This is a genomic window from Saccharopolyspora gloriosae, assembly GCF_022828475.1.
Taxonomy (GTDB): domain Bacteria; phylum Actinomycetota; class Actinomycetes; order Mycobacteriales; family Pseudonocardiaceae; genus Saccharopolyspora_C; species Saccharopolyspora_C gloriosae_A.
The window spans coordinates 1,742,019-1,762,842 of the sequence record NZ_CP059557.1 but is presented as its reverse complement, the minus strand read 5'-3'; the positions used below and the strand labels follow the sequence as shown (position 1 = coordinate 1,762,842).

Annotated in this window: 19 protein-coding genes and 1 riboswitch; of the genes, 12 read left to right on the top strand and 7 right to left on the bottom strand. The window is 70.3% G+C overall.

The features are described from left to right. The first annotated feature begins 4 nt into the window (after positions 1–4). The gene (locus H2Q94_RS07685) at positions 5–535 is read left to right on the top strand and encodes a cyclodeaminase/cyclohydrolase family protein (RefSeq protein ID WP_243793607.1); all 531 of its coding nucleotides are present in this window, start codon (positions 5–7) and stop codon (positions 533–535) included. Between the two features lie 22 nt (positions 536–557). Here the strand turns inward: H2Q94_RS07685 and H2Q94_RS07680 are convergent, their stop codons facing one another. After that, a complete protein-coding gene (locus tag H2Q94_RS07680) occupies positions 558–1,214 on the bottom strand; it encodes a TetR/AcrR family transcriptional regulator (protein WP_243793606.1) in 657 nt (218 codons plus the stop codon). A gap of 129 nt (positions 1,215–1,343) precedes the next feature. On the opposite strand from H2Q94_RS07680, the gene H2Q94_RS07675 reads away from it, so the two are divergent. Then, positions 1,344–1,541 (top strand): ferredoxin, encoded by a 198-nt coding sequence (locus H2Q94_RS07675; RefSeq protein ID WP_243793605.1) that lies wholly within the window; start codon positions 1,344–1,346, stop codon positions 1,539–1,541. A 109-nt stretch (positions 1,542–1,650) separates the two neighbouring features. On the opposite strand, the gene cutA is transcribed toward H2Q94_RS07675, so the two are convergent. Together cutA and H2Q94_RS07665 are read right to left on the bottom strand one after the other, a co-directional pair. Further along, positions 1,651–1,968, bottom strand: a complete 318-nt coding sequence (gene cutA / locus H2Q94_RS07670) for a divalent-cation tolerance protein CutA (RefSeq protein ID WP_243793604.1) — start codon at positions 1,966–1,968, stop codon at positions 1,651–1,653. 76 nt (positions 1,969–2,044) lie between these two features. Continuing rightward, positions 2,045–2,389 carry an ArsR/SmtB family transcription factor gene (locus H2Q94_RS07665; RefSeq protein WP_243793602.1) on the bottom strand — a complete coding sequence of 115 codons (345 nt, stop codon included), beginning with the start codon at positions 2,387–2,389 and terminating at the stop codon, positions 2,045–2,047. A gap of 99 nt (positions 2,390–2,488) precedes the next feature. On the opposite strand from H2Q94_RS07665, the gene H2Q94_RS07660 reads away from it, so the two are divergent. The 3 genes from H2Q94_RS07660 to H2Q94_RS07650 all read left to right on the top strand — a co-directional run bounded on the left by H2Q94_RS07660 (position 2,489) and on the right by H2Q94_RS07650 (position 6,903). Beyond that, positions 2,489–4,381 (top strand): heavy metal translocating P-type ATPase, encoded by a 1,893-nt coding sequence (locus H2Q94_RS07660; RefSeq protein ID WP_243793600.1) that lies wholly within the window; start codon positions 2,489–2,491, stop codon positions 4,379–4,381. A 164-nt stretch (positions 4,382–4,545) separates the two neighbouring features. After that, positions 4,546–5,688 carry a hypothetical protein gene (locus H2Q94_RS07655; RefSeq protein WP_243793599.1) on the top strand — a complete coding sequence of 381 codons (1,143 nt, stop codon included), beginning with the start codon at positions 4,546–4,548 and terminating at the stop codon, positions 5,686–5,688. Positions 5,689–6,039: 351 nt separating this feature from the next. Beyond that, entirely contained in the window at positions 6,040–6,903 is an 864-nt protein-coding gene (locus H2Q94_RS07650; protein WP_243793598.1) for an SAM-dependent methyltransferase, read from the top strand. A 344-nt stretch (positions 6,904–7,247) separates the two neighbouring features. Here the strand turns inward: H2Q94_RS07650 and H2Q94_RS07645 are convergent, their stop codons facing one another. Together H2Q94_RS07645 and H2Q94_RS07640 are read right to left on the bottom strand one after the other, a co-directional pair. Continuing rightward, positions 7,248–7,661, bottom strand: coding sequence for a universal stress protein (locus tag H2Q94_RS07645; RefSeq protein ID WP_243793597.1), 414 nt, complete (start codon positions 7,659–7,661; stop codon positions 7,248–7,250). 78 nt (positions 7,662–7,739) lie between these two features. Beyond that, complete coding sequence (locus H2Q94_RS07640; RefSeq protein WP_243793596.1) at positions 7,740–10,241, bottom strand: DEAD/DEAH box helicase; 2,502 nt, start codon at positions 10,239–10,241, stop codon at positions 7,740–7,742. Between the two features lie 165 nt (positions 10,242–10,406). Between H2Q94_RS07640 and H2Q94_RS07635 the strand changes: the two genes are divergently transcribed. The 7 genes from H2Q94_RS07635 (at position 10,407) to H2Q94_RS07605 (ending at position 19,446) form a co-directional block, all read left to right on the top strand. Continuing rightward, complete coding sequence (locus H2Q94_RS07635) at positions 10,407–10,598, top strand: hypothetical protein (RefSeq protein ID WP_243793595.1); 192 nt, start codon at positions 10,407–10,409, stop codon at positions 10,596–10,598. A gap of 103 nt (positions 10,599–10,701) precedes the next feature. Then, entirely contained in the window at positions 10,702–12,627 is a 1,926-nt protein-coding gene (locus tag H2Q94_RS07630) for a methylmalonyl-CoA mutase family protein (protein ID WP_243793593.1), read from the top strand. After that, positions 12,627–14,837, top strand: coding sequence for a methylmalonyl-CoA mutase (gene scpA / locus H2Q94_RS07625; protein ID WP_243793591.1), 2,211 nt, complete (start codon positions 12,627–12,629; stop codon positions 14,835–14,837). The genes H2Q94_RS07630 and scpA overlap by 1 nt, the downstream gene beginning before the upstream one ends. A gap of 228 nt (positions 14,838–15,065) precedes the next feature. Further along, positions 15,066–16,052: a methylmalonyl Co-A mutase-associated GTPase MeaB gene (gene meaB, locus H2Q94_RS07620; protein WP_243793589.1), complete on the top strand. Its 987-nt coding sequence runs from the start codon at positions 15,066–15,068 to the stop codon at positions 16,050–16,052. A gap of 327 nt (positions 16,053–16,379) precedes the next feature. Then, positions 16,380–18,470 (top strand): ATP-binding protein, encoded by a 2,091-nt coding sequence (locus H2Q94_RS07615; protein WP_243793586.1) that lies wholly within the window; start codon positions 16,380–16,382, stop codon positions 18,468–18,470. A gap of 42 nt (positions 18,471–18,512) precedes the next feature. Next, positions 18,513–18,878 carry a GntR family transcriptional regulator gene (locus tag H2Q94_RS07610; protein WP_243793583.1) on the top strand — a complete coding sequence of 122 codons (366 nt, stop codon included), beginning with the start codon at positions 18,513–18,515 and terminating at the stop codon, positions 18,876–18,878. Between the two features lie 175 nt (positions 18,879–19,053). Further along, a riboswitch (guanidine-III (ykkC-III) riboswitch) is annotated at positions 19,054–19,120 on the top strand. 11 nt (positions 19,121–19,131) lie between these two features. Beyond that, positions 19,132–19,446: a DMT family transporter gene (locus H2Q94_RS07605; protein WP_243793573.1), complete on the top strand. Its 315-nt coding sequence runs from the start codon at positions 19,132–19,134 to the stop codon at positions 19,444–19,446. 22 nt (positions 19,447–19,468) lie between these two features. Here the strand turns inward: H2Q94_RS07605 and H2Q94_RS07600 are convergent, their stop codons facing one another. Continuing rightward, positions 19,469–20,299: an aminoglycoside phosphotransferase gene (locus H2Q94_RS07600; protein ID WP_243793572.1), complete on the bottom strand. Its 831-nt coding sequence runs from the start codon at positions 20,297–20,299 to the stop codon at positions 19,469–19,471. A 7-nt stretch (positions 20,300–20,306) separates the two neighbouring features. Beyond that, the gene (locus tag H2Q94_RS07595) at positions 20,307–20,714 is read right to left on the bottom strand and encodes a hypothetical protein (protein WP_243793571.1); all 408 of its coding nucleotides are present in this window, start codon (positions 20,712–20,714) and stop codon (positions 20,307–20,309) included. Between the last annotated feature and the right edge of the window lie 110 nt (positions 20,715–20,824).

The window sequence follows — 20,824 nt, the reverse complement described above, 5'->3', positions numbered from 1 at the left end:
CGGCATGAGCGTGCGGGACTACCTCGACGAGGTGGCCGCGCCGACCCCGTCCGCCACCGGCGGCGTCGTCGGCGCGGTCACCGTCGCGGCCGCGGCCGGACTGACCGCGATGACGGCCCGGCTGCGCCGGGACTCCACGCGGGCGGCGCAGGCGGAGGCGCTGCGGCAGCGCGCGACGGAGCTGGCGGTCGCGGATTCCGATGCGTACCAAGCGGTTCTGGCCGCCCAGCGCCGCGACGCGGACGATCCGGACCGGGCCGCGGAGCTGGCGGACGCGATGAGCGCGGCGGCGGCTCCGCCCGCCGCGCTGGCCGCGCTCGCCGAACAGGTCGCCGTCCTCGCCGCCGAGGTGGCGGCGGACGCGACGCCCGCGCTGCGCGGCGACGCGCTCACCGCCGCCGCATTGGCCGCGGCCGCAGCTCGCGGCGCCGCGATCCTGGTGCGGATCAACCTGATCGCCGCGGACGCGGACCTGGGCGCTGCCGATGCGGCCGACGCCCACGCCGCCGAGGCCGCCCGCCACTCGCCGAGCTGATCGTGGCGAACGCCGGGAAGGTTCAGGGGCGGGTGGGGGCGAGCAGCAGGCCGGTGAGGCTGTCGGTCAGGGCGACGCCGACCAGGTCCCAGTCGGCGGCATCGCCGGTCTCGGCGGCGGCGCGCTCCTGTTCGGCGCAGGTGTGCAGGACCGCGAGCCGGGCCGTTTCGTGGCGGATGGCGGCGATCTTCGGCGGCAGCTCGGGCGTGTGCTCGGCCAGCGCGTCGTTCGCCGCGCGCAGCAGCGGTTCCATCTCCGGCGCCCGCATCGGGTTGTCGCGCAGTACCGGATCGGTGGCCAGCTGCGCGGTGAAGCGCGCACACCAGCTGGGATTTCCGAGGCTCGCCAAGTGCTCCACGTAGGGCAGCACCAGGCAGGCCACGTGGTCGCGCGGCTCCTCGGAGCCGCCCACCGAGTCGAGCAGTTCCCGAGTGCGGCGGGTGATCGGCTCGCTGTGCGTGTCGCTGATGGCGCGCAGCAGGTCCTCGCGGGTGCCGACGTGGTAGGCCAACGCTGAGTTGTTGGCCTGCCCGGCGGCCTCGACGATCTGCCGGTTGGACACTTCGGAGATCCCGCGCTCGGCGAACAGCCGTTCCGCGGTGCGCAGCAGCAGCGCGCGGGTGGCGTCGGCCTGTTCCCGGCGGGAGCCAACGCGGTCGGCCGCCTGCATCAAGGCCATGCCCTCTCGTTCTCTTGATTAAGAAACACGTCTGACTTAAATGCTAGCCTAGCTTGAAGTCGGACGTCTGCCCAGCAGGGCGGCGGACTCCCGGGAACCACCGGGCGAACCCACCCCGAAGGAGGAGCCGTGAAGATCGAGATCGACGAGGACCGCTGCATCGGAGCAGGCCAGTGCGTGCTGACCGCGGGCGACGTGTTCGACCAGCGCGACGAGGACGGCGTGGTGGTGCTGCTCGACGACTCCCCTGCCCCGGAACAGCACGAGGCCACCCGACAGGCCGCGACCCTCTGCCCGGCGGCGGCCATCGCACTGCGGGAGAGCTGAACCGGACCCGCCGGAGACCGGCACCAGTCCACAGTGGATGAACCAGTGCCGGTCGCGAGTCGCCCGACCCCGCATCGCGCGGCCGCAACGGGACCGCGGGCGACGGACGTCAGCCCCGAGCCTCCTCGTCCAACCAGGACAGGTAGGCCGGGTTCCCGCCGACGATCGGCGTGGCGATGATCTCGGGAACGTCGTAGGTGTGGTGCGCCTTGAGGTGCTCTACCAAGGAGTCGAGCCGGGCCGCCGGGGTCTTGATCTGCAGCTGCCACTCGGGATCGTCCTGCACCGCCCCGTCCCAGCGGTAGAAGCTGCGGATCGGCACCACCTGCACGCAGGCGCCGCCACGCGCCTCGACGACGCCGCGCGCCAGCTCCGCCGCCGCCTGCTCGGAATCCGTCGTCGTCACGACCTGCACGTAGTCAGCCATGCGCCGAGGGTATCGCGGCCGCCGCTGCGATCGAGCCGACGGAGATCGCCTCGAACCCGCGATTCCCGCGCCGAACTCAGCCGGACAAGCCCAGCCGCAGGTGTTCGATGTGGTAGACGGCTTCGTCGAGCAGTTGCGCGACGTGGTCGTCGTAGAGGCTGTAGACCACGCTGCGACCACTGCGGCTGCCGCTGACCAGGCCCAGCGAGCGCAGCAGGCGCAGCTGATGGGACACCGCGGACGCCTCCATGCCGACGGCTTCGGCGAGTTCACCGACGGGCCGCGCACCTTGACGCAGTTCGCTCAGGATCAGCAGCCGGGAGGGCGTGGCCAGGGCTTGCAGGGTCTCGGCCACCGAGGTCGCCGAGGTCGCGTCCAGCTTGGCGGTCGGCGCGACCCTGCTCTCGACTCCATGACCCATACGCGCAGTGTATCCACGGCGCCAACTGAACACCTGAACATTTGAACAGTCATTCATGTATCTTGTGCGGCGTTCCGCCCCCGCTACCGAGGTACCGCGATGACCACGCTCACCGATCGCCCCGCACCCGCCGAACGGACCGCTCCGCGCCGCCGCGGTCTGCTCGCCCTGCCCGAGAGCCGGTGGGCCGGGGCCGCGCTGCTCGCGTTCCTGCTCGGGATCGCGGTGGACATCGGCGGCGGCCCGACCTGGGCCGCCTGGGCGCTCTACCTGCTCTGCTACGCCACCGGCGGCTGGGAACCGGCCTGGGCCGGCGTGCAGGCGCTGCGGGAACGAACGCTCGACGTGGATCTGCTGATGATCGTCGCGGCGATCGGCGCGGCGAGCATCGGCCAGGTGCGCGACGGCGGGCTGCTCATCGTCATCTTCGCGACCTCCGGTGCGCTGGAGGCCTACGCCACCGCGCGCACCGAGGACTCGGTGCGCGGCCTGCTGGACCTGGCGCCGGACACCGCCGTGCGAGTGCGCGACGGCATGGAGCGGACGGTGCCCGCCACCGAGCTGGTCGTCGGCGACGAGATCCTGGTGCGCCCCGGTGAACGCGTCGGCGCGGACGGCGAGGTGATCGACGGCGGCAGCGAGATCAACGAGGCCACGATCACCGGCGAACCGATGCCGGTGGCGAAGACCGCAGGCGACGACGTGTTCGCGGGCACCCTCAACGGCTCCGGCGCGCTGCGGGTGCGGGTCGCGCGGGACGCCTCCGAATCGGTGATCGCGCGCATCGTGGCGCTGGTGGCGGAGGCGAGCGAAGCGAAGGCGCCGACACAGCTGTTCATCGAGAAGGTCGAGCAGCGGTATTCGGCGGGCCTCGTGCTCGCGACGCTCGCCGTGTTCGGAATTCCGCTGCTGTTCGGGGAATCCGTGCCGGACGCGCTGCTGCGCGCCATGACGTTCATGATCGTGGCTTCACCGTGCGCGGTGGTGCTGGCGACGATGCCGCCGCTGCTGTCGGCGATCGCGAACGCGGGCAGGCACGGCGTGCTGGTGAAGTCGGCGGTGGCACTGGAACGCCTCGCCGACGTCGAGCGGGTGGCGCTGGACAAGACGGGCACGCTCACCGAAGGCGTGCCGGTGCTCGCCGAAATCCACCCCGAATCGGGACACGGCGCCGACGAGGTGCTGGCGCTGGCGGCAGGCGCGGAGCGCTACAGCGAACATCCGCTGGGGCGTGCCGTGCTCGCCGCCGCTCACCAACGCGGCCTGCCGATTCCGGAGGCCGCCGACTTCCACGCCGAACCGGGACGCGGGGTGACCGCCCGCGTCGCGGGACGGCGGATCGAGGTGCGCGGCCCCGGACAACGGTCCGAGCGGGTGGACGCCGTGGAGACCGCCGGTCGAACCGCGGTGGTGGTGCTCGCCGACGGGGCCGTCGCGGGCGTGCTCGGTCTCACCGACCGGATGCGGCCGGACGCCGCTGCGGCCGTCGGGTGCCTGCGCGAGCTGACCGGGAGCGAGCCGGTGCTGCTCACCGGCGACAACGAACCCGCCGCCCGGCGGGTCGCGGCCGAGGCCGGAATCAGCGAGGTGCGGGCGAAGCTGCTGCCGGAGCAGAAGGTCGCCGCAGTGCGGGAACTCGGCGACCGCACGCTGATGCTCGGCGACGGCGTCAACGACGCGCCCGCGCTGGGCGCCGCGCACACCGGTGTCGCGATGGGGCGAGCGGGCGCCGACCTCACCTTGGAGACCGCCGACGTGGTGGTCGTGCGCGACGAGCTCGCCGCCGTCGGCAAGCTCGTCGACCTGTCCCGCCGGGCACGCCGCCTGGTCCGGCAGAACCTGCTCATCGCGGGTTCGTTCATCGCGGTCCTCGTCGTGTGGGACCTGGTGGGGAACCTGCCGCTGCCGCTGGGTGTCGCCGGGCACGAGGGCTCCACCGTCCTGGTCGGCCTCAACGGGCTACGGTTGCTGCGTTCCCGCGCGTGGCGCTGACACCCGGCAATTCCGTTGCGCGGCAAGGAATAGTCCCGCCGCACCGGCTCGTTGCACCCGTCGGTGCCGTGATCAGCGCCCGCATCGTTGATGATGATGTTTGCGATCGCCCCGGGTGGAAACCCCAGGGCCGGTGCACGACCAAGCCGAATCGGAGGAAGACCGTGAGCGCCGAGGACGACGCCCGCAACGACCGAACCGAGGAGCAGGAATCCGGCTCCCCGGCCGAACAGGTCACGCTGGGCCTGATCACCGACCCGGACATGCCCGAGCGGGTGGCCCGGTACCTCGTCGACGAACTTCCCGAGCACCTCAACGACGAGCGGCGGGAGTGGACGATCGAAGTGGACGTGGACCCGATGACGGCGGGCAGGCACGGCACCCGCGACATCATCCGCGCGACCGGCGATCGACTGGAACAGCGCGACTGGAACTACGCGATCACGCTGACCGACCTGCCGGTGCGGGCGAACGGCAAGCCGGTGGTGGCCGACGCGAACATCGGCGAGCGGACCGGGGTGGTGTCCCTGCCCGCCCTCGGCGGCACCCAGCCGTACCGGCGAGCCCGGCAGGTCGTGCTGCAGCTGGTCGACGAGCTCACCGGCCGGGAAGGCGGAGCCGACCACCGGTACGGGCTGGACAGCGGGCTCACCGAGGTGATCGCCCCGATCCGCCGGGAGAGCACGCAGCACAGCGAGGACGACGCCGTCGACATCCGCTACACGGCGACCCGCACCCGTGGCCGGTTGCGCCTGCTCAGCGGGATGGTGCGCAGCAACCAGCCGTGGCGGCTGGTGTTCGGGCTGCGCAACGCGCTGGCCGCGGCGGTGGCCACCAGCGCGTTCGGCCTGTCCTCGAGCACCATCTGGCAGATCGGTGATCAGCTCGGCGCCACTCGTCAGGTGATCGCGGCGCTGGGCTCGGTGATCATCCTGGTGGGCTGGCTGATCGCGGCGCACGGCCTGTGGGAGAAGCGCAAGCACAACAGCATGCGGGACCCGGAGCAGGCGCTGCTCTACAACACTTCAACGGTGCTCACGCTGATCATCGGCGTGGGAGTCATGTACGCCGGGCTGTTCGTGATCAACGTGCTGGTGGCGCTGTTCCTGGTCCCACCGAACCTGCTGGCGAGCACGTTGGGGCATGCGGCGGACTTCACCCGATACCTGACGCTGGCCTGGGGGTTCACGACGATGGGCATAATCGCAGGGGCGCTGGGGTCCAGCCTGGAATCGGACGCGGCGGTCCGCCAGGCCGCCTACGGCTACCGCGAGGAGCAGCGTCGCCGCGAAAGCCAGAATGAATGAGCGGTCGCTCCGCAATTTGATGACCACTGGTTTTCCGATGGCCGAATATCAGGTTACGACGCACTTTCCGCGCTTCTCGTGCACACCGTTTCCCACATCGGGCGGCATCTGAACGCCCAACACCTGCTGGGCTGAACGGGTGTCTGCGGACTGGGCCGATCCGCACCGCTCAGAGCAAGGCCAAAACAGGCCGCCACCTGCGCGCACGCCCGACGGCCGCGCTCCGCCGGGCGTGCGCGCTAGGCTATTCGCCCGAAATGCGCAGACAACGAATAGGTCACACATAGTTGTGTGACGCAACTGTCCAGTTAGCCTCGCAAAGGAACCCGTAGCGAACTGGAAGGTGCCCAGGTGACCAGCACGCACGAGCAGTGGGACATCGTTTCCGGAGTCGGAATCACCGCCCTCGCGGTAGCGGAAGGCCGTGCCGCGGAATCGGCCCGCGAGGACCGGCTGATCAACGACCCGTACGCCCGCGCCTTGGCGGACGCCGCCGACTCGCCCCAGCTGAGCAGCCCCGAGGCGCAAGAACTGATGCGCACCATGGTCTCGGACTACATGGGCGTGCGGACCCGGTTCTTCGACGAGTTCTTCCTGCGCGCCGCCGCGGGCGGTGTCGGCCAGGCGGTGATCCTCGCGTCCGGGCTGGACACCCGCGCGTTCCGGCTGGAGTGGCCGAGCGGGTTCCGGGTCTTCGAGATCGACCAGGCGAAGGTGCTGGAGTTCAAGGACCAGACCCTCGACTCGCTCGGCGCGAAGCCCACCGCCGAACGGCACGCCGTCTCCGCCGACCTTCGCGACGACTGGGCGAGCGCGCTCAAGGAGGCCGGGTTCGACCCCTCGGTGCCCACGGCCTGGCTCGCCGAGGGCCTGCTGCCCTACCTCCCCCCGGACGCCGAGGCTCAGCTGCTGGAGACGATCCACGAGTTCTCCGCGCCGGGCAGCCGCCTGTCCATCGAGCACGTCGCCGGTACCCGCGGCCAGATGATGGGCGACGAGATCAAGCAGGTGTCCGAGCAGTGGGGCATCGACCTGCCCTCGCTGTTCAGCATCGAGGACCGCCCCGACCCGGGCGAGGTCCTGACCGGCAAGGGCTGGACCGTGCGCCGCGACCCCAGCATCGAGATCGCCGCAGGCTACGGCCGCAAGTTCGCCGACTTCCAGGCGATGTTCCAGGAGCAGAGCCAAATGCTCACGGCACAGCTGCAATCCTGAACCCTCGCAACAACATCGCCCGCCAAGTCCACTCAGGACCGGCGGGCGATTTCACGCAAAGCTCCCTACCGACGAAGCCGAATCCTGACGGCGAAGCCGTGCAGTTGGCGGCGAAGCCCGCGAAGGGCGGCGAAGCACGCCTGCCTGGCGGCCGAAGGCCGTGCCTGTATGTGCGAAGCACATAGCCCACGTCAAGAAGCCGACCACCGGCGGGTTCTCAGTGAGCCTCTCGCGAGGACAGCTTTTTCCCTCGTGGCGGAGCCACTAGGGAAAAAGATCCCGCAGCGAGAGGCTCACTGAGGTTCCGCCACCCGCCCCCCAAAGCAAACCGACCGACGAAGACTTCACCGAACGACGAGCACAGGACAACGCGCGTGGTGGACTAGTTTCAGGGCCACTGAGCCGACCATCATGCCGGTGAAGGCGCCGTGGCCCTTGTTGCCCACGACCATCATGTCGGCCTGCGGGGACAGCCCCACCAGTTCGTCGATGACGTGCCCGCGGATGAGCCGGGGCCGGATGTCCACCTTCGGGAATTCCGCCTTCACGGATTCGGTCGTCTCGTCGAGGAGCTTGCGGGCGCGCTGTTCGAGTTCGGTGTCCGGGGTCGGCAGGCGGTAGCCGAACTGCACCGGCTGGTGCCACACCGTGATGGCGTGCACCAGTCCGCCCACCTTCGTGACGTACTCGGCGGCCCAGTGCAGCGCGCGCTTGGACTCCTCGGACCCGTCGATGCCTGCTACCACGGTCTGCGCCATGATCCCGTTCCTCTCGATCGCGACCGGAAACCTTGATCGTATGGCACCCAGGCGGGCGAGGCCACCATCTGAGAGCCCTTATTGCTGGTCCACGGCCTGCACTCGGATCACCGCGGCGCCTTCCTCATCGGACTCCGCGAGGTCGACCTCGGCGCTGATCCCCCAGTCGTGATCCCCGGCGGGGTCGCTGAAGATCTGCCGCACCAGCCAGCGCCGCGACTCCTCGGTGATCATCAGCATCGCGGGGCCGCGCGCGTCGGCGTCGGTGCCGATCTCGTCGTACTCGGCGAAGTAGCCGTCGAGGGCCTCTTCCCACGCTTCGGCGCCGAACTCGGGGTCGAGTTCGCCGAGCGGTGTGGTCCATCGGCGGGCGGCGAGTTCGACGCGGCGGAACATCGCGTTGCGCACCTGCACCCGGAACGCCCGCTTGTTCTGCGTGACGCGAGCAGGCCCCTCGTCTACCGGGGCGGTGTCGGCGGTGGCTTCGGCGGCGGGGTTGCGCAGCCGCTCCCACTCGTCGAGCAGGCTGGAGTCGACTTGGCGCACCAGTTCACCGAGCCATTCGATGAGGTCGGTGAGTTCTTCGGTCTTCGCGTCGGCGGGCACCGTGTGGCGCAGCGCCTTGTACACGTCGGCGAGGTAGCGCAGCACGAGGCCTTCGGAGCGGGCCAGGCCGTAGTGGTTGACGAACTCGACGAAGTTCATCGCCCGCTCGAACATGTCGCGGGCCACCGACTTCGGCGACAGCTCGTGCTCGGCGACCCACGGGTGTCCTTTTCGGTACATCTCGTAGGCCGCTTCGAGGATGTCCTGCAGCGGTTTCGGATAGGTGACGTCCTCGAGCAGTTCCATCCGCTCGTCGTATTCGATGCCGTCGGCCTTCATCTGCGCCACGGCTTCGCCGCGCGCCTTGAACTGCTGCGCGGACAGCACCTGCCTCGGGTTGTCCAATGTGGACTCGATGACCGAGAGCACGTCCAGCGGATAGCTCGGCGAGTCGACGTCGAGCAGTTCGATCGCGGCCAGCGCGAACGGCGACAACGGCTGGTTGAGCGCGAAGTCGAACTGCAGGTCCACGGTCAGCCGCACCCGGCGGCCCTGCGGGTCGGGCTCGTCGAGCTGCTCCACCACGTCCGCGGCCAGCAGCGCCCGGTAGATCGCGATGGCCCGCAGGATGTGCCTGCGCTGCGCGGGGCGGTCCTCGTGGTTCTCGGTGAGCAGGTGCTTCATCGCCGCGAACGCGTCACCGGGACGGTTGATCACGTTGAGCAGCATGGAGTGGCTGACCTGGAAGCTGGAGACCAGCGGTTCCGGTTCGGCCTCGACGAGCTTGTCGAAGGTCTTCTCGCTCCACGACACGAACCCTTCGGGCGCCTGCTTGCGCACCACCTTGCGCCGCTTTTTCGGGTCCTCCCCCGCCTTCGCCAGCGCCTTCTCGTTCTCGATGACGTGCTCCGGGGCCTGCACCACGACGTAGCCCGCGGTGTCGTAGCCCGCCCGGCCGGCGCGGCCGGCGATCTGGTGGAACTCGCGCGCCTTCAGGTGCCGGGTGCGCACGCCGTCGTACTTGGTGAGCCCGGTCAGCAGCACGGTGCGGATCGGGACGTTGATGCCGACGCCGAGCGTGTCCGTGCCGCAGATGATCTTCAGCAGCCCCGCTTGGGCGAGCTGCTCCACGAGCCGCCGGTACTTCGGCAGCATCCCGGCGTGGTGCACGCCGATGCCGTGGCGCACCAGCCGCGACAGGGTCTTGCCGAATCCGGCGGTGAACCGGAAGTTCCCGATCGCCTCGGCGATCTTGTTGCGCTGCTCGCGGGAGGCGACGTTCACGCTCATCAGGCCCTGCGCCTGCTCCATCGCGGACGCCTGGTTGAAGTACACGACGTAGACGGGCGCCTGGTTGCCGCCGAGGAGCTCTTCGATCGTCTCGTGCAGCGGCGTGAGCGCGTAGCGGTACGTCAGCGGGATCGGCCGCTCCGCGGAGCTGACCACGGCCGTCGACCGGCCGGTGCGCTGCGTGAGGTCCTTCTCGAACCGGGTGACGTCGCCCAGCGTCGCCGACATCAGCACGAACTGCGCCTGCGGCAGTTCCAGCAGCGGCACCTGCCACGCCCAGCCGCGCTCCGGCTCGGCGTAGAAGTGGAACTCGTCCATCACGACCTGGCCCACGTCGGCCTGCTCGCCGTCGCGCAACGCCAGGTTCGCCAGGATCTCGGCGGTGCAGCAGACGATCGGCGCGTCGGCGTTCACGCTGCTGTCGCCGGTCATCATGCCGACGTTGTCGGCGCCGAACACGTCGACCAGCGCGAAGAACTTCTCCGACACCAGCGCCTTGATCGGCGCCGTGTAGTAGCTGCGCTTGCCGTCGGCCAACGCGGTGAAGTGCGCGCCGGTGGCGACGAGGCTCTTGCCGGAACCCGTGGGGGTGCTGAGGATGACGTTCGCTCCGGTCACCACCTCCATCAGCGCCTCTTCCTGCGCCGGGTAGAGCTCGATGCCCTGCTCCGTCGTCCAGGTCGTGAAGGCGTCGAGCAGGACGTCGGGGTCAGGTGCGCTGGGGAGGTGGTCCGTGAGCTTCATGGCCCTTGAATCGTCCCTGGCGTGCTCGTCCGCACCTCAGGCGGGGTCGGCTGCGCGATTCGGGGGATCGGTTCGCCTTCACCGAACCCCGAATCTCATCCCATCGGGTGACGGACGGTGGTCGGGGGCTGGATCGGCCCCGTGCGGATCATCGACACTGTCCGCATGCCGGAGCGACAGGTGCGGTTCGTCGGCGGACCGCTGGACGGGCGCGAACAAGGGCTGCGCGATTCCGAGGCGGTGCACGGCCGCCTGCTTCGGCACGTCCACCTGCACGACGGCCCCAAGATCGAGACCAGTTACCGCCTGCACTACATCCCGGAAGCGGGCTGGGAGTACCACTTCAGCGGTCACTGAGCGGCACCCGAGAGCCTGGGAATCGGGCTTGCCTACCAGGTGGGACGTGGGTCACAAGGAAGCGGCCGTTTCGCGGGTACTCCGAGTCCTACCATCGATCCCCATGGCGCCCTCTGACCGGCTCTCGACGACGAGCAGCCCCCGGCCCGGGCTCAGCCTGGGCGGCGAATTCCCCGAGCCCACGCATCGGCAGTGGCTGGAGCAGGTGGAGAAGGTCCTGCGCAGGACCGGCCGCATCGCGGAAGGCGATCCGGCCCCCGAAGATCCGGCCGAGCTGCTGGCGACGCGGACCTACGACGACCTCACGGTGCGGCCGCTGTACAGCGCCACCAGAGATGAGGCGACCGGGGATGGGGCGGCCGAAGACAGGGCGTCCGAAGACGCGTCCGCCTCGGGACTGCCCGGATTCGCCCCGTTCGTGCGGGGCAGCAGGCCGCAGGGCTCGGTCGCGGAGGGCTGGGACGTGCGCCAGTCGCACGGGAATCCGGACGCGGCCACCGCGAACCGGCAGATCCTCGCGGACCTCAACGGCGGAGTCGGCTCGCTGCTGCTGCGGCTCGGCGAAGGCGGGCTCGCCGTGGACTCGCTGGCCGACGCGTTGCACGGCGTGCACTTGGACATGATCGGCGTGGTGCTCGACGCGGGCGAGCAGGCGCCGAGCGCGGCCGCCGCCCTGCTGGCCATCGCCGCCGAGCAGGACGTGGCGCCGAGCGCGCTGCGCGGCAACCTCGGCGCCGACCCGCTGGGCGTGCAGGCCCGCACCGGCCGGGACATCGGCCCGGGGCAGGCCGTGGAACTGGCGAAACGCTGCGCCGACGGCCACCCGGGCCTGCGGGCGATCACCGTGGACGCCTTGCCGTACCACGACGCGGGCGGTTCGGACGGCGAGGAGCTGGGCGCCTCGCTGGCCGCCGGAGTCACCTACCTGCGGTGGCTGACCGAAGCCGGGCTGGACGTGGACACCGCGTGCGGACTGCTGGAGTTCCGCTACGCGGCGACCGCCGACCAGTTCCTCACCATCGCGAAGCTGCGCGCCGCGCGCCGCGTGTGGGAGCAGGTCGCGCGCCGCTGCGGCGCCTCGCCTGCGGCGCGGGCGCAGCCCCAGCACGCCGTGACCTCCTCGGCGATGCTGACGCGGCGCGATCCGTGGGTGAACATGCTGCGCGCGACGATCGCGACGTTCGCCGCCGGCGTCGGCGGTGCGCAGGCGGTGACGGTGCAGCCGTTCGACGCGGCGATCGGCTCGCCGGACGAGTTCTCCCAGCGCGTCGCCCGCAACACGCAGGCGCTGCTGCTCGACGAATCGCACCTGGCGCAGGTGATCGACCCGGCCGGTGGCTCCTGGTACGTCGAGACGCTGACCGACGAGCTCGCCAACGCCGCCTGGGCGTGGTTCCAGGAGATCGAGGGCGCGAGCGGACTTCCGGACGCCTTGCGCTCCGGCGTGGTCGCCGAGCGGCTCGCGGCTACCTGGGAGCGGCGCAAGGCCGCGGTCGCCGACCGCTCCGACCCGATCACCGGGGTGAGCGAGTTCCCGAACCTCACCGAGCAGCCCCTGCGGCGCGAGCCCGCGCCGGAACCGCCCTCGGGCGGGCTGCCGAGGGTGCGCTACGCCGAGGAGTTCGAGGCGCTGCGCGACGCCGCCGACGCTCAGCAGCAGCGACCGGAGGTCTTCCTCGCCACGCTGGGACCGCTGGCGACCTACACGGCGCGGGCGTCGTTCGCCCGGAACCTGTTCGCCGCCGGTGGCCTGGAATCCACCGAGGCAGGACCGACGGAGTCCACTTCGGACGTGCTCGCCGCCTACGCCGAGCACCCCACTCCGGTGGTCTGCCTGTGCTCGGCGGACAAGGTCTACGCCGAACGCGCCGCCGAAACGGCCGAGGCGCTCAAGGAAGCGGGCGCGAAACGCGTGCTGCTGGCCGGAAAACCGAGTCAACGACCGGACGATGTGGACGGTCACGTGTTCGCCGGTTGCGACGCGATCCAGGTGCTGCGCGCCGCGCACCGCACGTTGGGAGTCGAGTGATGAACCACAGCATCCCGAACTTCGCCGACGTCCCGCTCGACCGGGACGCGGCCGACAGCGACGCGAACTGGGACGCGGCGGTCCTGTCGGCCACCGGCAAGGAAGCCGACGCCTTGGTGTGGGAAGCGCCCGAGGGCATCGGGGTGAAACCGCTCTACACCGCGGCCGACACCGAGGACTTGGACTTCCTGCGCACCAAGCCGGGCATCGCGCCGTTCCTGCGCGGCCCGTACCCGACGATGTACGTCAACCAGCCGTGGACCGTGCGCCAGTACGCGGGTTTCTCCACGGCGGCGGCGTCGAACGCGTTCTACCGCCGCAACCTCGCCGCCGGGCAGAAGGGCCTGTCGGTGGCGTTCGACCTGGCCACCCACCGCGGCTACGACTCCGATCACCCCCGGGTCGGCGGTGACGTGGGCATGGCCGGGGTGGCGATCGACTCGATCTACGACATGCGCCAGCTGTTCGACGGCATCCCGCTGGACAAGATGAGCGTGTCGATGACGATGAACGGCGCCGTGCTGCCGGTGATGGCGCTCTACATCGTCGCCGCCGAAGAGCAGGGCGTGGCACCGGAGAAGCTCGCGGGGACCATCCAGAACGACATCCTCAAAGAGTTCATGGTCCGCAACACCTACATCTACCCGCCGCAGCCGTCGATGCGGATCATCTCGGACATCTTCGCCTACACCTCGCAGAAGATGCCGAAGTTCAACTCCATCTCCATCTCCGGTTACCACATCCAGGAAGCCGGGGCGACGGCCGACCTGGAGCTCGCCTACACCCTCGCCGACGGCGTGGAATACCTGCGCGCTGGCAAGCAGGCCGGGCTGGACATCGACGCGTTCGCGCCCCGGTTGTCGTTCTTCTGGGGCATCGGGATGAACTTCGCGATGGAGGTCGCGAAGCTGCGCGCCGCCCGCCTGCTGTGGGCGAAGCTGGTGAAGACCTTCGGGCCGCAGAACTCGAAATCCCTGTCGCTGCGCACCCATTCGCAGACCTCCGGCTGGTCGCTGACCGCGCAGGACGTCTACAACAACGTGGCCCGCACCTGCGTGGAGGCGATGGCCGCCACCCAGGGCCACACCCAGTCGTTGCACACCAACGCGCTCGACGAGGCGCTGGCGCTGCCCACGGACTTCTCCGCGCGCATCGCCCGGAACACGCAGCTGGTGCTGCAGCAGGAATCCGGCACCACGCGCGTGATCGACCCGTGGGGCGGCAGCCACTACATCGAGCGGCTCACCCAGGACCTCGCCGAACGCGCCTGGGCGCACATCACCGAGGTCGAAGACGCGGGCGGCATGGCCCAAGCCATCGACGCCGGCATCCCGAAGCTGCGCGTGGAGGAAGCGGCCGCCCGCACCCAGGCGCGCATCGACTCCGGGCGCCAGCCGCTGATCGGCATCAACAAGTACCGCTTCGACGGTGACGAGCAGATCGAAGTCCTCAAGGTCGACAACGCGGAGGTCCGCGCCGAACAGCTCGACAAGCTGCGGCGGCTGCGGGAGGAACGCGACGAGGCCGCCTGCCAGGACGCGCTGGCCCGCCTCAGCGGTGCCGCCGAGGCCTCGATGTCCGACGAGCGGCCGAACGACCTCGACCACAACCTGCTCACGCTCGCGGTGGACGCGGCGCGCGAGAAGGCCACCGTCGGGGAGATCTCCGACGCCATGGAGAAGGTCTTCGGCCGCCACGCCGGGCAGATCCGTACGATCTCCGGCGTGTACCGGGAGGAAGCGGGGCCGTCGGAATCCTTGGAGCGCGCCCGCGAAGTCGTGGAGCGCTTCGCCGAGGACGAAGGCCGCCGCCCCCGCATCCTCGTCGCGAAGATGGGCCAGGACGGCCACGACCGGGGCCAGAAGGTGATCGCCACAGCGTTCGCCGACCTCGGCTTCGACGTCGACGTCGGCCCCCTGTTCCAGACCCCCGCCGAGGTCGCGCGCCAAGCCGCCGAGTCCGACGTGCACATCGTCGGGGTGTCCTCGCTGGCCGCCGGGCACCTCACCCTGGTGCCCGCGCTGCGCGACGAGCTCGCCGCGGTGGGGCGCGAGGACATCATGGTGGTGGTCGGCGGCGTCATCCCGCCCGCGGACTTCGACGCCCTGCGCGAAGCGGGCGCGAGCGCGATCTTCCCGCCCGGCACGGTGATCGCCGAGGCCGCGCTCGGCCTGCTCGAAGAACTCCGGACCCGGCTCGAACTCGACTGATGAGTCCGTTGATCGGTGCCTTGTCAGCGGCGGAGCCGCTGAGCAGTGACCACCGAAGCAAGCCCACCACCGGCGGGTTCTCCGCGGCTTCCTCGCGAGGACGGCGATTTCGCTGAGTAGGGTGCTACTTGAGAAATCGCGGCCACACCCGGCAAGGGGGCAGCGAGGAAGCCACTGAGGTTCCGCCACCCGACCCACTACGCCAGCTCACTCCGCAAGGACGTCTCAATGCCGCGCGAGATCAACGTAGAGGACTACGCCAAGGGCGTGCTGGAGGGTTCCCGCACGAAGTTGGCGCAGGCGATCACGCTGGTCGAGTCGACCAAACCGGCGCACCGGGCCAAGGCCCAGGAGCTGCTGATCGAACTGCTCCCGCACAGCGGCGGGGCGCACCGGGTGGGCATCACCGGCGTGCCCGGCGTCGGCAAGTCCACGTTCATCGAGTCGCTCGGCACGACGCTGACCGCGGCCGGGCATCGGGTGGCGGTGCTGGCGGTGGACCCGTCCTCGACTCGCACCGGCGGCAGCATCCTCGGCGACAAGACGCGGATGGCGACGCTGTCGGCGGATCCGGCCGCGTTCGTGCGGCCCTCTCCGTCGGCGGGCACGCTCGGCGGCGTCGCCCGCGCCACCCGCGAGACGATCGTGCTGATGGAGGCCGCCGGGTTCGACGTGGTGCTGGTGGAGACCGTCGGCGTCGGCCAGTCCGAGGTGACGGTGGCCGGGATGGTCGACTGCTTCCTGCTGCTGACGCTCGCGCGGACCGGGGATCAGTTGCAGGGCATCAAAAAAGGCGTGCTGGAACTCGCCGATCTGGTCGCCGTCAACAAGGCGGACGGTCCACATGAGATGGACGCGCGCAAGGCCGCCCGCGAACTGCGCGGGGCACTGCGGCTGCTCACTCCCGTCAGCGCCTCGTGGACGCCGCCGGTGGTGACGTGCAGCGGCCTCACCGGCAACGGCCTGGACTCGCTGTGGGAGCAGATCGAGCAGCACCGCGCGACGCTCACCGACACCGGCGAACTCGCCGACAAGCGCAGCCGCCAGCAGGTCGAGTGGACGTGGGCGCTGGTCCGCGATCAGCTGATGGCGGAACTCGTCGCCCACCCCGAGGTGCGCGAAATCGTCGCGGACGTCGAATCCCACGTCCGCGCGGGCGAACTCACCGCATCCCTGGCGGCGGAGAGGCTGCTGCGCGCCTTCCGGGAGCGGTAGCCGTCCCACATTCGCGCGAGGGGCGGACCAGGACGCATCGCGGTGGTGTTCCCGGGAGAACGCTGGAACCCACCGGCGCGATGAAGAGGATGGACCGCATGTCCACATGGGTCATCAAGGCCGAGCCGGTCGGCACCGCCGAAACCGATGCGCACACGTGCGGCGCAGCGGATTCTCCTTGGCGGAGAGACGATCCACGGCCGGGCATTCGGGCAACACGACTGCTCCGGATGGCCTGATTTTCGGTGCTTTCGGGAGATTTCGACCATCCCGCGGCGCCCTGAGCGGTAAACCGTTCTCGGGCACTCGTTTCGGTGGGAGGTCGGGATGGCCGATGAGATCCGGAACGTCTTCTCCGGAACCGCGCGCAACGTCGTGCAGGTCGGGAAGGTCCACGGGGGCGTGCACTTCCACCAGCCGGCTGCGCCCGAGACCCCGGTGCCGCGACAGCTGCCCGCGCGCGTTTCGCACTTCACCGACCGCGAGACCAGCCTGAGCGCGCTGGACTCCTGGCTGGCCGAGCCCGCCGAGTCCGCCGCGCCGACCTGGTTGATCGTCGGTTCCGGGGGCGTCGGGAAGACCTCGCTCGCCGCTTTCTGGGCGCACCGGGTGCGGGACCGGTTCCCCGACGGGGACCTGTACCTGGACCTGCGCGGCCACCACATCGATCGCAAGCGGGATGCGGACGAGGCGCTCGACGAAATGCTGCGCGCACTGGGCGTGCCCGACGACCGGCTGCCCGTCGCCACCGATGCGAAATCCTCGATGTACCGGACCATGCTGACCGGCCGCCATATGCTGATCGTGCTCGACAACGCCGCCACCGCCGAACAGGTCCGACCGCTGTTGCCAGGTTCCGCGCCCTGCCGGGTTGTGGTCACCAGCCGCAACCGGTTGGCGAGCCTGACGGCCAGGGAAGGAGCAACCCGGATGTCGCTGGACGTGCTGCCGCCGGACCGCGCGATCGAACTTCTCCGCAGAGCCGCCGGTGCCGACCGAGTCGACGCCGAGCCTGAGGCCGCCGTCGAACTCGCCGGGTATTGCGGATTCCTGCCGCTGGCGCTGCGCATCGCCGCCGAACGACTCGTCGCCGGATCGCACCTGCGGGTCGCCGAGCTCGTGGAAGAGCTCGCCGATGAACGCGAACGGCTGGACGCACTGACCGTCGAGGAGGACGAGTTCACCACGGTGCGCGCGGTCTTCTCGTGGTCCTACCGCTCGCTCCAGCCGGATGTCGCGCGGCTGTTCCGGCTGCTCGGGCTCGCCGAAAGCCCGGACCTCAGCCTGGACGCGGTGGCCGCGCTGGCCGGGCTGTCGCGCGCCAAGACCCGCCGATTGCTCGACTCCCTGGTCGGCGCGCACCTGCTCGACGAGCACCGGGCGCAGCGCTACCGGTTCCACGACCTGCTCGGCCTCTACGCCGCCGAATGCGCGCGGCACGACGAGAGCGCCGAAGAACGCGACGCGGCCGTGCGCAGACTGCTGTCCTGGTATCTGCACGCCACGATCGCCGCCTCGTGGCAGGCGGCACCGAGCTTCAGCCGGATCCCGATGGAGCCGCCGGAATCCCCCGGTTCGATACCGGAATTCGCCGATCGCCCGGCCGCGCTGCACTTCTACGACGAGGAGCGGGAGAACCTGAAAGCCGTGGTCCGGCAGGCTTCTTCGCTCGGGGAGCACCTCTTCGGCTGGCAGCTGCCGGTGGCGATGTTCGCCTTCATGCTTTCCCGGCGCCCGGTGGCCGATTGGTTGGAGACGCACCGCATCGGGCTCGCTTCCGCCCGCGCGCTCGGCGACGAGCTCGCCGAGGCTTGGCTGCTGACCAGCGACGCCATCGCGTTAGGAACGTTGCACGAACACCAGAAGGCGCTGGTGGAGTTGCAGCGGGCGGTATGGCTGTGGGAGCGGGTCGGCCCGGAGTGGGCACATGCGTGGGCGCTGCGCGACCTCGGCAGCGTGTACTACGGGCTGGGCCGTGACGCGGAGGCCGACGAGACGTTGGAACGCGCCTACGCCATGCACGTCGCGCTGGGCGACGAGTGGGGTGAGGCCACCGCGTTGAGCGCGCTGGCCAAGGCCGAGTGCCGCCTCGGGCAGTTCGGCGAAGCGATCCCGCACCTGCAACGGGCCATTGAGATCCGCCGCTCGCACGGCGACCGCCGGAACGAGGCCGGCTGCCTGAGCGAGATCGGCCTGGTGCTGGGCGCGATGGGCAGCACCGACGAAGCAGCCGAACACCTCGAACAAGCGCTGGCTTTGCACCAGGAAACCGAGTTCGGCTACGGCGAGGCCCTGGATCGCGAGCGGCTCGCCGACCTCTACGAGAGCACCGGCCGCCCCGAGCAGGCCCGCGAGCAGCGCCGGGCGGCCGCGCGGCTCTACGACGAGCTCGGCGTCCCGCACGAGCTCGCCGGGTGAGGCCCGGGGCGTGAGCCCGCCGTGGTGGCGGACAATGCGGGCATGGATCTCAGCGTGGACCCCGACTCCGGGGTGAGCCCGTTCGAGCAGGTGCGGTCCGGGATCGCCGAGCGGATCAACTCCGGTGAGCTGCCGGTGGGCGCGAAGCTGCCGACGGTGCGGGGGCTCGCGACGGACCTCGGCATCGCCGCGAACACCGCCGCGAAGGCGTACCGGGAGCTGGAGCAGGCCGGTCTCATCGAGACGCGCGGCCGCGCGGGCACGTTCGTCAGCGCCGCCGGGAACCGCAGTGCCCAGCGCGCCGCCGACGCGGCCGCCGACTACGCCCGCACCACCCATGATCTGGGCATCCCGCCGCAGGAAGCGCTGTCGCTGGTCCGCGCCGCGCTGGGGTTGCCGCAGAGCTGACGCGCCCCCGGGACTCGCGGCGGTCACCTGAGCGACGCCGTCGCCCACCCGAGTTGCCGCACTCCGACAGCGCCCCGATCGCCCTCAGCTCGACGCGATCCGGCGGTACCCCGGCCGACGACGCTCGGGTGAGGCGGCACTCGTTGCCACCCCGCAGCGGGTGTGCGACGTTGGAATCGAGCCCGACAACGTGGCTCCCGGACGAGGGGCGCCGTACCCGGTGTGCGACAAGACGGCCCAGAGGGAGTCCGTGATGTCGTGGATCGTCCTGGTCATTTCCGGTGTGCTCGAAGCCGTGTGGGCGACGGCCCTGGGCAAGTCCGATGGCCTCAGCAGGCTCGGCCCGTCCGTGGTGTTCTTCACCGCCCTGGCCGCGAGCATGGCGGGCCTCGCCTACGCGATGCGCGAGCTCCCCGTCGGCACCTCCTACGCGGTGTGGGTGGGCATCGGCGCGGTGCTCACCGTCCTGTACGCGATGGCCACCGGTGGCGAACCGGTGTCCGTGCTCAAGGTCGTCTTCCTCGCCGCGATCGTCGGCGGCGTCATCGGCCTCAAACTCATCCACTGACCGAAATCCGGGACACGCGAGCTCAGAGCCGGGCGACGAGCTCCCGGAGCGGGTCGGCGAGGTCCGGGTGGTCGCCCATGTCGACGCGGTGCAGGGCGCGGGCCGCGACGTAGCGCAGGGCCGTGGTGCCGTCTGCGGTGTCGAGGACGTCGGCGAAGGTGTCCCGGACCTTCGCGGCGATCGGCGGGACGAGCAGGCTGTAGCAGTACAGCGAGGCCGCGTCCGTTCCCGCCGGTCCGCGCCCCCACAGCTCCCAGTCGAGCAGGCCGAACCGGGGACGTACCAGGTTCGCCCAGTGCAGATCGCCGTGCACCGTGTCCCAGTGCTCGATGTCGAGGTCGTGGCCGAGCTTGTCCCGCACTGCTCGCTGGATGTCGGGTTCGTCGTTGCGCAGCCGCAGGGTCGGCACCGCGCGGATCGTGTCGAGCGCGCCGCGCAGCTCCGCCCACCACTCGTCGGACAGGTCGAGCTCTTCGCGCAGCACGTCGGTGTCCGAGCAGCGCTGCCCCGGTACGAAGGTCATCAGCTCGCCGCGTTGCCGCCGCGTCTCGGACAGTTCCCACTCCACCAGGCCGAGGACTCGTGGTTTGCGCACGCCGGTGATCGCGTTGGAGTCGGCGTTGCCGGTCCACCAGTCCCCTTCGGCCCAGTGGATCTCCTCCGACACCACGCGCAACCAGCGCGGGCCGTCGGAGCTGAGCACGGCCGCGCCGATGGACCGCAGCCGCCAGCCGAACACGGGCTCCCCCACCAGGCGCACTTCGAAGTGCTCGGCGGCCCGGTCCAGGTTCTGCCGCATCCACGCGGCGAACATCTCGTCGGCTTCGTCGTTCGGAATCTCGTTCGGTGCCACCACCCGATCATGTGCCATCGGTCCCCGGCCCGCTCATCTCGGTCCCGTTTTCTTCGTCCTCGTCGAGATCCGGAGTGGCCTTCGCCGGATCCACCCAGACCAGCCGGGGCCGGATGTGCGTGCCGCAGCTGAATTCCACAATGGACTCTTCGGCGGTGGCGGCGCTGGAGCGGATGCCCTTCTCGACCGAGACGACCTCGACTCGATCCGGCAGCACCAGCCCCCACGCAGCGACACGACCGTCCACCCGCAGCCCGTACTCCTGGACGATGGCGAAGACGCGCGGCGCCGAGTCGGCCACGATCCCGGCCATGATCTCGGCGAACATCTCCTCATCGCACAGCGGCCGCAGGCCGGTCGGGTCGTTGACGAGGGCGTCCAGCGGATGCCCTGCGGACTCGGTCGATCCGCTCACTGCGTGGTTATCGGCCATGGCCACCCTCTGCATTCATGCGAAGCGTGTCCGGTTTAGATCCATGCCGGGGAAACGCCACCGTGCCAACACTTCATCATGGATCAGACGAT

Bases quoted from the DNA above. Each gene is read 5' to 3' on its own strand.
- H2Q94_RS07685 (WP_243793607.1), top strand. From the start codon at position 5: ATGAGCGTGCGGGACTACCTCGACGAGGTGGCCGCGCCGACCCCGTCC.
- H2Q94_RS07680 (WP_243793606.1), bottom strand. From the start codon at position 1,214: ATGGCCTTGATGCAGGCGGCCGACCGCGTTGGCTCCCGCCGGGAACAG.
- cutA (WP_243793604.1), bottom strand. From the start codon at position 1,968: ATGGCTGACTACGTGCAGGTCGTGACGACGACGGATTCCGAGCAGGCG.
- H2Q94_RS07665 (WP_243793602.1), bottom strand. From the start codon at position 2,389: ATGGGTCATGGAGTCGAGAGCAGGGTCGCGCCGACCGCCAAGCTGGAC.
- H2Q94_RS07660 (WP_243793600.1), top strand. From the start codon at position 2,489: ATGACCACGCTCACCGATCGCCCCGCACCCGCCGAACGGACCGCTCCG.
- H2Q94_RS07645 (WP_243793597.1), bottom strand. From the start codon at position 7,661: ATGGCGCAGACCGTGGTAGCAGGCATCGACGGGTCCGAGGAGTCCAAG.
- H2Q94_RS07640 (WP_243793596.1), bottom strand. From the start codon at position 10,241: ATGAAGCTCACGGACCACCTCCCCAGCGCACCTGACCCCGACGTCCTG.
- H2Q94_RS07635 (WP_243793595.1), top strand. From the start codon at position 10,407: ATGCCGGAGCGACAGGTGCGGTTCGTCGGCGGACCGCTGGACGGGCGC.
- H2Q94_RS07630 (WP_243793593.1), top strand. From the start codon at position 10,702: ATGGCGCCCTCTGACCGGCTCTCGACGACGAGCAGCCCCCGGCCCGGG.
- scpA (WP_243793591.1), top strand. From the start codon at position 12,627: ATGAACCACAGCATCCCGAACTTCGCCGACGTCCCGCTCGACCGGGAC.
- meaB (WP_243793589.1), top strand. From the start codon at position 15,066: ATGCCGCGCGAGATCAACGTAGAGGACTACGCCAAGGGCGTGCTGGAG.
- H2Q94_RS07615 (WP_243793586.1), top strand. From the start codon at position 16,380: ATGGCCGATGAGATCCGGAACGTCTTCTCCGGAACCGCGCGCAACGTC.
- H2Q94_RS07610 (WP_243793583.1), top strand. From the start codon at position 18,513: ATGGATCTCAGCGTGGACCCCGACTCCGGGGTGAGCCCGTTCGAGCAG.
- H2Q94_RS07605 (WP_243793573.1), top strand. From the start codon at position 19,132: ATGTCGTGGATCGTCCTGGTCATTTCCGGTGTGCTCGAAGCCGTGTGG.